The organism is Rhizobium sp. L9, from assembly GCF_002531885.1.
Classification (GTDB): domain Bacteria; phylum Pseudomonadota; class Alphaproteobacteria; order Rhizobiales; family Rhizobiaceae; genus Rhizobium.
The window spans coordinates 86,444-99,834 of record NZ_NWSZ01000003.1; the positions used below are offsets into that span (position 1 = coordinate 86,444).

16 protein-coding genes are annotated in these 13,391 nt (G+C 61.8%); 7 read left to right on the top strand and 9 right to left on the bottom strand.

All coding sequences use genetic code 11. The annotated features are described in order from the left end of the window. Window positions 1-9: 9 nt before the first annotated feature. Both CO660_RS02330 and CO660_RS02335 read right to left on the bottom strand, forming a co-directional pair. Complete coding sequence (locus tag CO660_RS02330) at window positions 10-918, bottom strand: CHAD domain-containing protein (protein WP_097597202.1); 909 nt, start codon at window positions 916-918, stop codon at window positions 10-12. Then, on the bottom strand, window positions 896-1,384 hold the full coding sequence (locus tag CO660_RS02335; protein ID WP_097597443.1) for a CYTH domain-containing protein: 489 nt from the start codon (window positions 1,382-1,384) through the stop codon (window positions 896-898). The genes CO660_RS02330 and CO660_RS02335 overlap by 23 nt, the downstream gene beginning before the upstream one ends. A gap of 155 nt (window positions 1,385-1,539) precedes the next feature. Between CO660_RS02335 and CO660_RS02340 the strand changes: the two genes are divergently transcribed. The 4 genes from CO660_RS02340 (at window position 1,540) to CO660_RS02355 (ending at window position 4,024) form a co-directional block, all read left to right on the top strand. Continuing rightward, on the top strand, window positions 1,540-2,178 hold the full coding sequence (locus CO660_RS02340; protein WP_097597203.1) for a 2-dehydro-3-deoxy-phosphogluconate aldolase: 639 nt from the start codon (window positions 1,540-1,542) through the stop codon (window positions 2,176-2,178). 110 nt (window positions 2,179-2,288) lie between these two features. Continuing rightward, entirely contained in the window at window positions 2,289-3,008 is a 720-nt protein-coding gene (locus CO660_RS02345) for a tellurite resistance TerB family protein (protein WP_097597204.1), read from the top strand. A gap of 117 nt (window positions 3,009-3,125) precedes the next feature. Next, window positions 3,126-3,821: a GNAT family protein gene (locus tag CO660_RS02350; protein ID WP_097597205.1), complete on the top strand. Its 696-nt coding sequence runs from the start codon at window positions 3,126-3,128 to the stop codon at window positions 3,819-3,821. After that, window positions 3,818-4,024 carry a hypothetical protein gene (locus CO660_RS02355; RefSeq protein WP_097597206.1) on the top strand — a complete coding sequence of 69 codons (207 nt, stop codon included), beginning with the start codon at window positions 3,818-3,820 and terminating at the stop codon, window positions 4,022-4,024. The genes CO660_RS02350 and CO660_RS02355 overlap by 4 nt, the downstream gene beginning before the upstream one ends. A gap of 1 nt (window position 4,025) precedes the next feature. Here CO660_RS02355 and CO660_RS02360 read toward each other — a convergent pair whose 3' ends face one another. From CO660_RS02360 to CO660_RS02370, 3 genes are all read right to left on the bottom strand, one after another. Continuing rightward, window positions 4,026-5,102, bottom strand: coding sequence for a nickel/cobalt transporter (locus CO660_RS02360; RefSeq protein ID WP_097597207.1), 1,077 nt, complete (start codon window positions 5,100-5,102; stop codon window positions 4,026-4,028). Beyond that, on the bottom strand, window positions 5,096-5,737 hold the full coding sequence (locus CO660_RS02365; RefSeq protein WP_097597208.1) for a DUF1007 family protein: 642 nt from the start codon (window positions 5,735-5,737) through the stop codon (window positions 5,096-5,098). The genes CO660_RS02360 and CO660_RS02365 overlap by 7 nt, the downstream gene beginning before the upstream one ends. A gap of 130 nt (window positions 5,738-5,867) precedes the next feature. Then, window positions 5,868-6,761: a LysR family transcriptional regulator gene (locus CO660_RS02370; RefSeq protein WP_064805022.1), complete on the bottom strand. Its 894-nt coding sequence runs from the start codon at window positions 6,759-6,761 to the stop codon at window positions 5,868-5,870. A 531-nt stretch (window positions 6,762-7,292) separates the two neighbouring features. Here CO660_RS02370 and odc2 point away from each other — a divergent pair. The 3 genes from odc2 to CO660_RS02385 all read left to right on the top strand — a co-directional run bounded on the left by odc2 (window position 7,293) and on the right by CO660_RS02385 (window position 9,885). Further along, window positions 7,293-8,426, top strand: coding sequence for an ornithine/lysine decarboxylase (gene odc2 / locus CO660_RS02375; RefSeq protein WP_085779503.1), 1,134 nt, complete (start codon window positions 7,293-7,295; stop codon window positions 8,424-8,426). A gap of 96 nt (window positions 8,427-8,522) precedes the next feature. Next, window positions 8,523-9,113 (top strand): N-acetyltransferase, encoded by a 591-nt coding sequence (locus CO660_RS02380; RefSeq protein ID WP_097597209.1) that lies wholly within the window; start codon window positions 8,523-8,525, stop codon window positions 9,111-9,113. 256 nt (window positions 9,114-9,369) lie between these two features. Continuing rightward, window positions 9,370-9,885, top strand: a complete 516-nt coding sequence (locus CO660_RS02385; protein WP_245421282.1) for a beta-lactamase family protein — start codon at window positions 9,370-9,372, stop codon at window positions 9,883-9,885. Here CO660_RS02385 and cysE read toward each other — a convergent pair. The 4 genes from cysE to CO660_RS02405 form a co-directional block, all read right to left on the bottom strand. Beyond that, window positions 9,882-10,700 (bottom strand): serine O-acetyltransferase, encoded by an 819-nt coding sequence (gene cysE, locus CO660_RS02390; protein ID WP_097597210.1) that lies wholly within the window; start codon window positions 10,698-10,700, stop codon window positions 9,882-9,884. The two genes, CO660_RS02385 and cysE, sit on opposite strands and share 4 nt — an antisense overlap. Window positions 10,701-10,787: 87 nt before the next feature. Next, the gene (locus CO660_RS02395; protein ID WP_097597211.1) at window positions 10,788-11,282 is read right to left on the bottom strand and encodes a GNAT family N-acetyltransferase; all 495 of its coding nucleotides are present in this window, start codon (window positions 11,280-11,282) and stop codon (window positions 10,788-10,790) included. Window positions 11,283-11,297: 15 nt separating this feature from the next. Beyond that, the gene (locus CO660_RS02400) at window positions 11,298-12,287 is read right to left on the bottom strand and encodes a WD40 repeat domain-containing protein (RefSeq protein WP_097597212.1); all 990 of its coding nucleotides are present in this window, start codon (window positions 12,285-12,287) and stop codon (window positions 11,298-11,300) included. Further along, window positions 12,287-13,381, bottom strand: coding sequence for a GTP-binding protein (locus tag CO660_RS02405; protein WP_097597213.1), 1,095 nt, complete (start codon window positions 13,379-13,381; stop codon window positions 12,287-12,289). The genes CO660_RS02400 and CO660_RS02405 overlap by 1 nt, the downstream gene beginning before the upstream one ends. Window positions 13,382-13,391: the final 10 nt, after the last annotated feature.

Sequence of the window (13,391 nt, forward strand, 5' to 3'; positions counted from 1 at the left end):
GCCCATCGCTCAATTCGCAGCCGTCAGCCAGAGAAGCTCGATACGCTCCGATTCCTTATCGGGATCATCGGCGAAGACGGTTTCGGCTTTGAGGAGGGCGTGCCGCCGGTCTTCCTGCTGGCGGAAGATGATCGCGTCAAGAAGATGCGCCAGATCGTCGTTGCGGGTGAAGAGCTGCGGCTCGGCTTCGACCAGCTCACAGAGTACGGCAAGGTCATGGATGTGGCCGAGATCCTCAACCAGTTCCTTGGCCGCATCGCGCTTGGCCTTCATCGCGGTCGGCCAGATGTCGCGAAAAAGAGCATGGTAGAGCCGATAATCATAGGTGCGTTTGCGCAGATCATGGAAATCCCCGGCCGATGCATCGCCGTGACATCTGGCAAGTGCCGCCTTTGCCTTGCGAGCGGTGCGGCGCCAGCTCTTCGCCAGCATGCGTGCGTTCTTGCGGTGGCTGCCATCGAAGGAAATGCCATCCAAAGCCGCGATTGCCTCCTTCAGCACGCCTGGGGCTTCTATCAGCCGCCGTTGCAGGCCGCTCTCGGCCTCCGCCATCCAGTCGCGGCGCCCCTCGAGAATGGTGACGATCCGGCCGAGCGCCTCGCTTTCCTCTTGCCCGCGGGCTGAATGCTGCAAATATTGGGCGGTGCCGATGAGCGCGGCAGCGTCGCGGATTGCCGAAAGCGAGCGCGCGGCATCGCGCAGTCTTGCATTTTCCTGTTTCTGGAAATCCGGCACCTCGCGCGCGACGAGCCGGTAGAGCGAGCGCAATCGCTTCAGGTTTTTTCGGAAGGAATGGATCGCCTCGTGTGCACCGTCCGGCCGCTCTTCGAGAAAGGTAATGGCACCTTCCAGCTGCTCAGTCGCGACGCTCCTGAATGCCTCGGTGAAATCGTCGTCAGGCCGAATGCGATAGGCCATGCCTGTCGTGCCCGTATTCTGTGGCAAGGGCCTGGTTGGAGTAGCGGAAATCGCCGGTCACTTCGCGGCCAAGCCAGGCGGGCAGGACGGGGTTGTCAGTTTCCGCCGTCATCTCCACTTCGGCAATCACCAGTCCGCGATGCTCACCGGCAAAGACGTCGACTTCCCAGACGAAGCCTTGATGCGGCACGCGGTAGCGCGTCTTCTCGATGACGACGCCGATCGCGCTCTGCAACAGCTCCTCGGCATCGGCAATCGGGATGTCATATTCGAATTCGTCACGGGTGATGGCACTGCGGCCAATCTTGATCGTCAGCTTCGCTTTCCTGCCGTCGAGGGTGCGAACGCGAACGGAACGGTCGTCCATCGAGGCGATGTAACCCTGCCTCAGGACAGACTTGCTCTCGACGGCGGAACGCCATCCATCGCCGCGTACAAGAAACTTCCGCTCGATCTCTTTCGCCATGTCGGTGAACCTTTTGTGACGATCGCCGCACGGTAGACCAATTTCCAGGCATTTCATACCCTTCTTCTCACGCAGCCGGGTTTTATCTCGACAAGGTTCGGCGAGGGCGTTATTCGGAATGCAAATTTCAATCGTTTCAAGGAGGTCGTGCGACCATGGGCGAGAAAACAGAGAAGCTCCTTTCCATCCTGAAACTCCAGCCGGTCGTTCCGGTCCTGATCGTTGACGATGCCAGGTCGGCGGTGCCGCTGGCCCGCGCGCTCGTCGCAGGCGGCCTGAAAGCAATCGAGATCACCATGCGCACGCCGGCGGCACTTGAGGCCGTGCGCGCCGTCGCCGCCGAGGTCGAGGGCGCCGAAGTCGGCGCCGGCACCATCCTGAATGCCGCCCATTGGGAAGCGGCTGTCGAGGCCGGCTCGAAGTTCATCGTCAGCCCGGGCACGACGCAGGAGCTGATTGATGCCGCCGCCGATTCCGACGTGCCGCTGCTTCCGGGAGCTGCGACCGCCAGCGAAGTCATGGCGCTGCGTGAGGAAGGCTATCAGGTGCTGAAGTTCTTTCCGGCTGAGCAGGCCGGGGGCGCCGCTTATCTCAAGGCACTCTCTTCGCCGCTCGCCGGCACGCTGTTCTGCCCGACCGGCAGCATTTCGCTGAAGAATGCCAGGGATTATCTTTCGCTGCCGAACGTCGTCTGTGTCGGCGGTTCGTGGGTTGCGCCGAAGGAACTGGTCGCTGCCGGCGACTGGACCGGCATCACCAGGCTCGCGGCGGAGGCCGCCGCGCTGAAGGCCTGAGGTTGCATGGGCGGGGATGCGCGCAGGCACAGCCCCCACGCCCAATATTTGTATTTCAGCCGTCGCAAACCTATGTTCTCCTCCGGCCTCAAACAGGGAGACGACGAGGAATGTTCGACGCAAAAAAGCTTCTCGACCAATTCTTGGGTTCGCAGGTGCCGGGTCTCGGCGGTTCAGTCCGCGACAGGGCGGGCGAGGCCATGCAGACGGCAAAGAACAATCCGATGAAGACCGGCGCGATCGCAGCCGTGCTTCTTGGCACCAAGACCGGTCGCAGTATCGCCGGCAATGCGTTGGCGATCGGCGGTCTTGCCGCTATCGCCGGCCTTGGCTATCAGGCCTACAAGAACTATCAGTCGGGCCAAGCGCCCGCGGCCCCCTCGGATGCGCCGTCGGCAAACAATCCGGTGCTCCTGCCGCCGCCCGTCGAATCCGGTTTCGGACCGGCATCGCCTGCTGGCAGCAACGAATTCGTGCTGGTGCTGATCCGGGCGATGATCGCCGCAGCCAAGGCCGACGGCCATATCGACGACGCCGAACGCGCCCTGATCATGGACAAGATCAAGGCCGCTGACGTCAGCGGCGAGGCTGCCGCTTTTATCGAGGGCGAACTAGCGTCACCGACGGATATCGACGCGCTCGTGGCTGCGGCGGTCACGGAAGAACAGCGCGTCGAGCTCTACACCGCCTCGCGGCTGACCATCGATCCGGATTCGCGCGCCGAGCGCGGTTATCTCGATCTGCTCGCCGGCCGGCTCGGCCTCGCCGATCAACTGGTCGACCATATCGAGGCGACGGTGTCATCCGCCAAGACGACCTTGTCACAGTGACATCCAGGCCGGTTGCCTTTATCGGGCGACTGGCCTATCCACTCCCGGAGCCTTCCCCGGTTAAATTGACGCTTTCGTCAATTTAACCGGGGAAGGCTCTGGCATAGGGGAGTGAACATGCGCGATGTTGCAAATTTCAAGGGCTGCCCGGCGCCAAAGCCGGTTACGCTGAAAGGCCGTTTCGTCACGGTCGAGCCCTATCGTCGCGAAGAACATCTCGAGGCGCTGTGGGACGGGCTCGGCGGCATGGGCATCAACCGGCTGCTTCTTTATTTCGCGCAAGACGACTTCTCCGGTATCGAGGATTTCGCCAACTGGCTGGAAAGCGTCTACACCAAGTCCGGCTGGCTCACCCATATCTTCCGTGACAACGCCACAGGAAAGGTCGTCGGCATGGCGAACTACATGCGCGCCGACCCGGCAAACGGTGTCGTCGAAATCGGCGGCGTGGCTCATGGTCGCGAGATGAGCCGTTCGCCGCTGTCCACCGAAGCGCAGTACCTTATGGCCAAACATGTGTTCGAGGACCTCGGCTATCGCCGCTACGAATGGAAATGCGACAATAAGAATGAGGCGAGCAAGATAACGGCACTGCGCTACGGCTTCAGCTTTGAAGGGGTGTTCCGTCAGCACATGATCTCCAAGCATCGAAATCGCGATACTGCCTGGTTCTCGATGATCGACGCCGAATGGCCGCTGATCAACGATGCTTTCGAGGCCTGGCTTTCGCCCGAAAATTTTGACGCGGCCGGCAAACAGATCCGCCGCCTGCAGGATATTCGTGCGGATCTGGAAAAGGAAAGGCTCGCGTGAGCCCGGAAAGCCGCTCGCAGGCGGTCGCCGCCGCTGTCATCCTGCTCGGCGCGGGCATCGTCCTCTATTTTCTGCCGACCATCGTTCTATGGATCGGCAATTTCTCGCCGACGCTGGGGATTACAGTCGGCTTCTGCCTGATCATGGCGTTTTTTGCGGTCTTCTGGCTGCGGGCGCGCTATCAGCGCCACAGAGGAAAATAGTCTACGCTTGCAGGGAGGCCCCGAGCAGGACGGCGCCCATCAGGATGACAAGCAGGGCGCCGAGGATTTCAATGGCGTTGCCAACCCAGACGGAAGCCGTCGAGCCGCGTCCGGAGAGGCGGACGGCCGCACTCTTGGCGGTGACGGCAAGGGTCGCGAGCACGGAAACCGTGATCGCCGTGCCGAGCGACATGGCAGCGACCGAAAGCGCGCCGCCGAGATAGAGGCCGTTCAGCAGCGAGAACGTCATGACAAGCAAAGCCCCGGAGCAGGGTCGAAGGCCGACGGCTACGATCGCCGACCAGGCCTCGCGGACGCTGAACCTGTCGCCGGCGAGCAGGGCCGGATCGGGCACGTGCGTATTGCCGCAGGTCTCGCAGGCCATGCCGGGAACGAAGCTGTGGCCGGCGTTCACGGCCTGCGCCTTGCCGTTGAAGGCATAGGACTGGCGTTCGGCTGCGTTATCCTTCCATTCCAGCATCATGGACACCGGACCGGCCGACGTCGCCACCAGCCGGCGGCGCGGCAGATGGCTTGCCATCGAACGCAGTTTGCGGAACAGCAGCCAGCCACCGAAGAGGATGACCATGATGAAGCTCATGACTTCCATGGCATGAGTGGCTGTCGTCAGCGTAATCCCGGTGCCGCGCAGCACCAGCCAGGCGCCGCCGACCAGCGCCATGGCGACGACGCCCTGAATGAAAGCCGAAATGAAGGAAATAACCACGCCGCGCTTCAGCTCGACCTCGTTGGCGATCATGTAGGAGGAGATGACCGCCTTGCCGTGACCGGGGCCGGCGGCATGGAAGACGCCGTAGGCGAAGGAAAGGCCGATCAGCGATGTCAGCTGCCACGGATCTTCGCGCATGCCCTTCAGCGCACCGGTCAGCGCCCTGTAGAAGGCCTGCTGTTCATAGTTCACGTAGAGCAAAAGCGGCGCAAACGGTCCGCCTGTCGGTTGAAAACTCGGTTCGGCCGTGCCGATGCCGAGCGGCGATTGCGCGTGGGCGAGGCTTGCCGCCGTCAGGAGCGCGAGCAGTGCTGCGGAAAGGATGAGGGACGGGCGTTTGATCAGCATGTGAGCTCCAGCCGTGTGGCGAAGAGTTTGGACATGTTGGTGCCGGTGGGGTCGTTGAAGAAGGCGTCCGTCAGCGACTGCTTGTTTTGCGAGATCACCTCGTCGGCATCCGGCCTTACCACCTGGTGCTTGCAGGCCTTGAAGCCGTCGCCCACCGTTGCCAGCTCGTTATCTGTGGGAAAATCAATCGACGTATAGAGCGTCGGATCGTAGACGCCGAAGGTAAGCCTGCCCTTGAGCGGCATCTTCTCCGCCGGCTTGACCGCAAAGAACATCAGGAGCTGGCCGTTCTTATAGTCGACATGGATGATGTCCGGCTGCTGGACGGTGATGCTCTTCCCGTTGATCGTCAGGTTCATGTAATAATCGTAATCGGCAAGCGATTGCTTCACCGTTTTGCCGACCTGCGCGAGTTCGTTCGGCTCCAGCTTCAGATCGGTGTTCTTGTCGAAATCCATGACGACCGAAGAGGAAAAGACCTCGTCAAAGCGCCAGACATTACGCAGTTCCTCGACGCTGCCGTCAGCGCCGGCCACGACTTCGAGCCGCGCCTCCACAAAGATGTGCGGATGCGCAAAGGCGGCGGCCGGCGCCAGCGAAAGAAGCGCGGTGATCAATGGTATGGATTTGTTCATGCGTCCCGCTGCCTTATTCGCTCGACCCGAGTTCTTGCCAGAAATTGGGACGGAATTGGGACCGGTTTGTCGGTGAGTCCCCATCGGCACCGCTCCATCGTCCGACCGGACAGGTCCCGCCGTGCAGATCTCAAGGATGCTTCTTGAACCAATTGTGCAGGTAATCGACAAAGATCCTCACCTTGGCCGGCAGGTATCGACGGTGCGGATAGACGGCGTAGATGCCGCGGTCGGTCGGGATGTAATCGTTGAATAGCGTCACCAGCTCGCCACTTTCGATCGGCTTGCGGGCGATGAAATCGGGAATAAGGGCGATGCCGATCCCGGCGAGGGCAGCGCGCAGCGTCGCGTGCGGGCTGTTGACCTCGATCGGCCCGGAGACGGCGACGGCGAAGGTTGTGTTGTCAGGATTGTGGAAGCGGATGCTGCCCTGGGTGCGCGAATTGGTATCGACGATAAAGGGAAGATTGGAAATGTCGCTTGGATGCTCCAGATCGGGATGGCGCTCGAGAAAATCCGGCGTGGCGCAGAGGTGGACGCGGAAATCGGAGATCTTGCGGGCGATCATGCCGGAATCTTCGAGCTTGCTGATGCGGATCGCCACGTCAAACCCTTCCTCGATCAGGTCGACGAACCGGTCGTCGGCGGCAATCTCCAGCGAAAGGTCCGGGTTCTCGCCGGCGAAATCGATCAGCGACTGGCCCACGTCGGCGTCGACGAAGGTGCGGGGCACGGAGACGCGCAACCGTCCCTTCAGCTGTGCATTGTTTTCGCGCACGAGATCGGCAAGGTTGTCGATCTCCTTCAAAATATCGGAGGCGCTGCGATAATAGGTGTGGCCGGCCTCCGTCATGGAGAACTGCCGGGTGGTGCGGTTGAGCAGCAGTGCGCCGAGCTCGTCTTCCAATTCACGCACATATTTCGACAACAGCGCCTTTGAGCGGCCGGTGCGCCTGGCGGCGGCGGAAAAGCCCTCAGCCTCGACGACATCGATGAAGGCGCGTATGCGCGTCAAGGTATCCATGGTGCTTTCCTAGAACTGTTTCGGAACATTGAACAAATTGGCCCGTTCTGTTCAATTATTTTTTTGCCCACAGGATCAAAAAATCGCTTGATTATGAAGGCGAATATTCTTATCTCCCAGTCAGCCCAAAGTCGCACGTGCCCATGGGTGTCCGCCGAACCCTCGAATTGGTGAGGAAATCGGTAAGGTACCTGGAATTAACCCCTCCAGTCGCTATTCCGGCCAACCGGAAAATGCGAGGACGCCTGAAGCAACGACGGTGCGGGCCTTTTTGTTCTCTCCCTGCTTTCCATCAGTGGGGGTTACTGAAGAGGCACACCATCATTGCCGGAAGTGCGGTTGGGACTCTCCCTCCAATCCATGGCAGACAAAGCCGAACTTACACCGCGTCCGCGGCGTTGGTTCACTATCCGCGCATCGAGCGCTTGCTATGGTTCCGGGGTCTCCACCGGCTGGTTCCAATGCGAGTTCTCGTATGCCCTTTGTCCTCCGGTTCATGCCGGAGCTCTGGAATTGGAAGAGGGAACTGAAATGACCACCCAGCGCATCCGCGACTTTCTCGCAACCCGACGTCCCGACGGTCCCTGCCTCGTGGTTGACCTCGATGTTATCAGAGACAATTTCCACGCCTTCCGTCACGCCATGCCGGATAGCGCCATTTACTACGCCGTCAAGGCCAACCCGGCTCCGGAAGTGCTGAAGCTGCTCGCAGGCCTCGGCTCCAATTTCGATTGCGCATCCGTTGCCGAAATCGAAATGGCGCTCGAAGCCGGTGCGACTGCTGCCCGCATCTCCTATGGCAACACGATCAAGAAGGAGCGTGACGTTGCTCGCGCGCACGCGCTCGGCGTCAGCCTCTTTGCGGTCGACAGCCACGAGGAAGTCGAGAAGATCTCGCGCGCCGCTCCCGGCGCCCGTGTCTTCTGCCGCGTGCTCACCGATGGCGAAGGCGCCGAATGGCCGCTGTCGCGCAAGTTCGGCTGCGTTCCGCAGATGGCGGTCGACGTTCTCGTCTACGCCCATCAGCTCGGCCTGCAGTCCTACGGCGTCTCGTTCCATGTCGGCTCACAGATGACCAAGGTCGATGCCTGGGATTCGGCTCTGGCCGATGCCAAGCGTGTCTTCGTCCAGCTTGCCAAGCAGGGCATCCACCTGCAGATGGTCAACATGGGCGGCGGCTTTCCGACCAAGTATCTGCGCGACGTTCCGTCCGCGGAAGCTTACGGCAAGTCGATCTATCAGGCGCTGCGCACGCATTTCGGCAACCAGATCCCGCAGACGATCATCGAGCCGGGTCGCGGCATGGTCGGCAATGCCGGTGTCATCAAGGCGGAAGTCGTGCTGATCTCCAAGAAGTCGGACAATGACGACGCCCGCTGGGTCTTCCTCGACATCGGCAAGTTCGGCGGTCTCGCCGAAACCATGGACGAGGCCATCCGTTACCCGATCCGCACGGAGCGCGACGGCGACGAGATGGAGCCTTGCGTGATCGCCGGCCCGACCTGCGACTCGGCCGACGTGCTGTATGAAAAGAACCTCTATCCGCTGCCGCTGTCTCTGACGATCGGCGACGAGGTGCTGATCGAAGGCACCGGCGCTTATACGACGACCTACTCGGCAGTCGCTTTTAACGGCTTCGAGCCGCTGAAGGCCTACGTCATCTAAGGTCTTGTTTCTGCTAGTCCCGTAACCAGCCGGGGCGGCAAATCCACAATTCTCCGAAGTCACCGTCTGAAACGGTTTTGAGTGCGGGAGGCCACGATGGCCGCTGTTCTTGATTCTGTCCGCGCATTCTTTGCGCCCTCCATTTTCACCATCGACGCCGAAAATCCGTCGGATGTCGTCGCGCGTGAAAACCTGCTCGATCGCGTCATGGGCACCGACCGCCGCAAGAAATCGTCGGAGAAAATCCGTCGCAACCGCATTCCGGCCGAAGGACTTGCGCTGGTCGCGCGTGATCGCGACGGTCATCTGATCGGCACGGTACGGCTCTGGAACGTCGAGGCCGGCGTCAACGCCGAAGGCACGCCGATCAACGCGCTGCTGCTCGGCCCCCTGGCCGTCGATTGCCGTCACGGCGGCAAGGGCGTCGGCTCGGCCCTGATGCGCGCGGCAATTCTCGAGGCGAAGAACCGCGGGCATGGCGCCGTCCTGCTCGTCGGCGATGCCGCCTATTACGAGCGTTTCGGCTTCTTCGCCGAAAAGGCTCGCCATCTTGTCATGCCGGGTCCGTTCGAACGTTCGCGCTTTCTCGCGCTTGAGCTCACCGAAGGCTGGCTTGACGGCGCGGCCGGCATGATCGTTCCCTCGGGATGCATGCTGGCCAGCGCGCCGGTTCGCCGCGCAGCTTGAGCTAGGCGCCCGCCGGTGAAATAGGGAACTTTCCCTGCCGGTATTATCCGCGCCGCTGATCATGCGGGCAGGCGGGCCTGTCGTGGTTGCGGCGCGGATTGTCTTTCCAGCCGAGAGGATGAGGCGCAGGTAGCGGCTCACCAGCAGACACGATCGCGTGAAAAGTGCCATGGGCACGCGAAGATACTGCGGCGATATCCTATCTTCGGCCGCATGATCCGTATTTTTTCCCTTCTCCTTTTCTTCTGCCTCCCGTTTGGCGCAACAGGCCTGGCGTCCGCCCAGACCATGGCGTCCGCCGCCGGGCTTGGTCCGCGGCTCGACCAAGCGGCGAGCGATCCGGCAGAGCGCCCGGTCCCTGCTTGCCTTTGGCGAACTTTATCGCAATGGCGGGCGTACGACGCAGGGAGTGCAGGTGGTGCCTGCCGACTGGATCGCGCAATCCTGGCAGCACCGCACCAATTCGCGCTTCTCCGGCGACGAATATGGCTATGGCTGGTTCACGCGTGAGATCGGCGGCGAGCAGGTGCATTTCGCCTGGGGTTATGGCGGCCAGATGCTCTACATCGTGCCGGCGCTCAATCTGACCGTCGTCATGACGTCCGAAGAGAGCGGTCCCTCGGCCCGAAACGGCTACCGGGATCTGCTACATGGTTTGCTGGCCGACATCATCGGCATCGTGCGGGCGGCTTCACCGCAGCGGCGGGCCGAAATCGAAGGATTCTGGGAAACCAGGCCCCATGGCGAAACGCGGGTTCTCCCGAAAGCTTAGATATTCTGATCCATCATCTCTGCCGGGATCTCATCGCCGCGGTGGATACGAACGACAGTGGCAGGAACGCCGGCGACCGTGCAATGTTCGGGGACCGGCTTCAGCACGACGCTGCCGGCGGCGATCTTGCTGAAGGCACCGATTTCGATATTGCCGAGAATCTTGGCGCCTGCGCCGATCATAACGCCGTGGCGGATCTTCGGATGACGGTCGCCCGTCTCCTTGCCGGTGCCGCCGAGGGTGACGTTCTGCAGGATCGATACTTCGTCCTCGATCACAGCCGTTTCGCCGATCACGATGCCCGAGCCATGGTCTAGCATGATGGAAGCGCCGATCTGGGCCGCCGGATGGATATCCGGGCCGAAGACCAGCGAGGCGAGATTGGCGAGCCAGGTGGCGATCTCCCGGCGGCCGGCGCTCCACAGCGCATGGGCGACGCGATGCGTCTGCAGCGCATGGAAGCCCTTGAGGTTCAGAAGCGCATGCAGAAATGTGGTGCAGGCAGGGTCGCGCTCGCGCACGGCGGCGAGATCGGCCTCAACTTTCCGCATGATATCGTCATCGAGCGTGGAAAGGATGAGATCGAACAGATCGCCCGTTTCGACGTGGGCCACCGCGAGCCGCGCCGCCAGCACGCGGGCGAGGATCTCATGGCTGGCGGTCGTATCCGTCACCTGCTCCGCCAGCAGTCGCCGCAATATCGGCTCACGCCCCGCAAGCTTGCCCGCCTCAGCCCGGATCACCGTCCAGACGGATCCGCCATCCGAGGACTGCGGCTGTTGCACAGCCAAACCAGGGCCGGTCGATTTCGGCATTGACGTTTCCTCTGTCAAGTCACGGCCCGGCGGTCGTGGGTGGATTCCATGTTTTGCACAGCCAAGACGATTAGCAAGCGTGATCTTCTAACCGGACGGTTTCAGGCCCAGCGTCGGGTCCGGAAGACGGCGCCAATGATAGAGCACGTCAGGCTCTTTTTCCTCATTGTCTGCGCCGTCGGTCTCTTCGCCGGCGATGAAGCCATGTCGCTCATAGAACGCGCGTGCGCCCGTATTGCGCTGGAAAGTCCAAAGCCGGATATCCTCCATCTCCTGCTTGGCGCGGCCGAGGAGGAGGGAGCCGATGCCGACGCCCTGGAAATCGGGCAGAACATAGAGCTGCTCTATCCAGTCGTCGCCAAAGGCGATGACACCGATGAGCCTGTTTGCCGTGGCCGCGCCGAGAATCGTGCAGTCGCGCAGCAGATGCATGCGCCAATACTGCTCTTCTTCCTCAGGCGTGTGCAGGATGGGCAGCCAGGGCAGGCGCTGCCGGAGCGCCTCTCGCCTGATTTCTGCCGCCGCACGCATGTGCCCGGCGCCGAGTGTCACGAGTTCAGCTTCCTTCGAAGCGTCGTCCATTTCAGCAACGCGGCCTCAAGCCGAGATATCGATGACGCCGCAATCGCCGGCTTCCGAGGCGAAGGCGAGCAGCTTGCCGTTTGCGCTCCAGCTCATCGCCGTGATCGCGCCTTTGCCGGGGCGGCGCAGCAGCGCTTCCTTGTTGTCGGCAATGCGTACAGCGAGGATCATGCCGTCGACGAAGCCGATGGCGAGGATATCCTCCAGCGGATGGAACTTCACTGAGGTCGCCATGATATTGGCGCGGGTGCCGAGCTCCAGCGGTGCCTTGCCCATCGGCCCGTCCTTGCCTTGGAAAGGCCAGACGATGGCAGCCGGCGCCCCCGAGGAGGCGAGCCATTTGCCCTTGGCCGACCAGGAGAGGGATTTCACCTTGGCGGGATAGCCGGTCATGCGCATGTGCCGGGCCTCGGCGCCGGGCTTGCTGTCGAGCTTCCAGCCGTGCAGCGCGTTTTCCTGCATCGAGGTGACGAGAAAGTTGCCATCCGGCGAGAAGGTCACGCCGGTATGCGCGCCTTTCCATTCGAGATCGACCGGTTTGGCGCTCATGCCGACCCAGTGCAGCGACACGCCGTTGTAACGGGCGGCGGCGATGCGCAGACCCTTCGGCGCGAAGGCGATGCCTTCGACGGTGCGCTCCTCTGCGAATTCCTTAGTCGTGCCGTCGGCAAGGCGCACGAGCGAGCTCTTGCCGTAGGAATAGGCGATGGCGCCTTGGGGCCCGGCCGCGACTTGCGAAATCCATTTGCGCGGCGCGCTCGCGAGTTCGCAGACGCTGCCGTCGGCGGCGATGCGCAGGACCTTGCCGTCCTCGCCGCCCGAGATCAGGCTGTCACTATAGGGATCGCGGATTGCGGTGAGCATGCCCTGATGGGCTTCTGAAACCTTCTCGCCGCCGTCCAGCCGGTGAAACGTGCCGTTTGCGCTTGCGAAGAAGGGGACATCACCTAAAAATTCGACGGCCAGAACGTGGCCGTCGACATCAAGCGGCGCAACTGTCGGCATCAGGCGGCTGCCTCGCAGGCCTTGAACGAAGCCTCGAGTTTTTCGCGGTCGAGATCGCGGCCGATGAAAACGAGACGGCTTTCATGCTTCTCGCCATCCTTCCACGGACGCTGGTGATCACCCTCGATGATCATGTGCACGCCTTGGACGACGTAACGCTGGGGATCGTCCTTGAAGGCGATGATGCCCTTGAGGCGAAGAATGTTCGGGCCCTGCATCTGGGTGATCTTCTGGATCCAGGGGAAGAAGCGTTCGGGGTTCATCTGGCCGCCGCGCAGCGACACCGACTGCACCGTCACATCGTGGATCGCCGACATGGCGCCATGGTGATGATGCTCGTGCCCGTGGTGATCATGGTGATGGTCGTGTTCATGACCATGATGATGGTGGTCGTGATCGCAATCCGGGCCGCAGACGTGGTCGTCATGGCCGTGCTCCAGGAAATGCGGATCGTTTTCGAGTGCGCGTTCCAGGTTGAAGGCGCCCTGATCGAGCACGCGGGCGAGGTCGACGCCGGAGCGGCTGGTCTTGTAGACGCGGGCGGCCGGGTTGATGGCGCGGACGATGTCTTCGATCACATCAAGTTCTTCCGGGGTGACGAGGTCGCTCTTGTTGATGACGACGACGTCGGCGAAGGCGATCTGGTCCTCGGCCTCGCGGCTGTCCTTCAGGCGCAGCGGCAGGTGCTTGGCGTCGACAAGCGCGATGACGGCGTCGAGCTCGGTCTTGGCGCGCACGTCGTCGTCCATGAAGAAAGTCTGAGCGACGGGTACCGGATCGGCAAGGCCCGTCGTCTCGACGATGATGCCGTCGAAACGGCCGGGGCGGCGCATCAGGCCTTCGACGACGCGGATCAGGTCGCCGCGCACCGTGCAACAGACGCAGCCATTGTTCATCTCGTAGATTTCTTCATCCGATTCGACGATCAGGTCGTTATCGATGCCGATTTCGCCGAACTCGTTGACGATGACCGCATATTTCTTGCCGTGGTTTTCGGAGAGGATGCGGTTGAGCAAGGTCGTCTTGCCGGCACCGAGATAACCGGTGAGCACGGTGACGGGAATAGGCTTCTGGGTGGAGATCGCGTCGGTCATGAGAACCTCT

Bases quoted from the DNA above. Each gene is read 5' to 3' on its own strand.
- odc2 (WP_085779503.1), top strand. From the start codon at position 7,293: ATGACCACCCAGCGCATCCGCGACTTTCTCGCAACCCGACGTCCCGAC.
- CO660_RS02365 (WP_097597208.1), bottom strand. From the start codon at position 5,737: ATGAACAAATCCATACCATTGATCACCGCGCTTCTTTCGCTGGCGCCG.
- CO660_RS02405 (WP_097597213.1), bottom strand. From the start codon at position 13,381: ATGACCGACGCGATCTCCACCCAGAAGCCTATTCCCGTCACCGTGCTC.
- CO660_RS02350 (WP_097597205.1), top strand. From the start codon at position 3,126: ATGCGCGATGTTGCAAATTTCAAGGGCTGCCCGGCGCCAAAGCCGGTT.
- CO660_RS02395 (WP_097597211.1), bottom strand. From the start codon at position 11,282: ATGGACGACGCTTCGAAGGAAGCTGAACTCGTGACACTCGGCGCCGGG.
- CO660_RS02400 (WP_097597212.1), bottom strand. From the start codon at position 12,287: ATGCCGACAGTTGCGCCGCTTGATGTCGACGGCCACGTTCTGGCCGTC.
- CO660_RS02370 (WP_064805022.1), bottom strand. From the start codon at position 6,761: ATGGATACCTTGACGCGCATACGCGCCTTCATCGATGTCGTCGAGGCT.
- CO660_RS02330 (WP_097597202.1), bottom strand. From the start codon at position 918: ATGGCCTATCGCATTCGGCCTGACGACGATTTCACCGAGGCATTCAGG.
- cysE (WP_097597210.1), bottom strand. From the start codon at position 10,700: ATGCCGAAATCGACCGGCCCTGGTTTGGCTGTGCAACAGCCGCAGTCC.
- CO660_RS02345 (WP_097597204.1), top strand. From the start codon at position 2,289: ATGTTCGACGCAAAAAAGCTTCTCGACCAATTCTTGGGTTCGCAGGTG.
- CO660_RS02335 (WP_097597443.1), bottom strand. From the start codon at position 1,384: ATGGCGAAAGAGATCGAGCGGAAGTTTCTTGTACGCGGCGATGGATGG.
- CO660_RS02380 (WP_097597209.1), top strand. From the start codon at position 8,523: ATGGCCGCTGTTCTTGATTCTGTCCGCGCATTCTTTGCGCCCTCCATT.
- CO660_RS02360 (WP_097597207.1), bottom strand. From the start codon at position 5,102: ATGCTGATCAAACGCCCGTCCCTCATCCTTTCCGCAGCACTGCTCGCG.
- CO660_RS02340 (WP_097597203.1), top strand. From the start codon at position 1,540: ATGGGCGAGAAAACAGAGAAGCTCCTTTCCATCCTGAAACTCCAGCCG.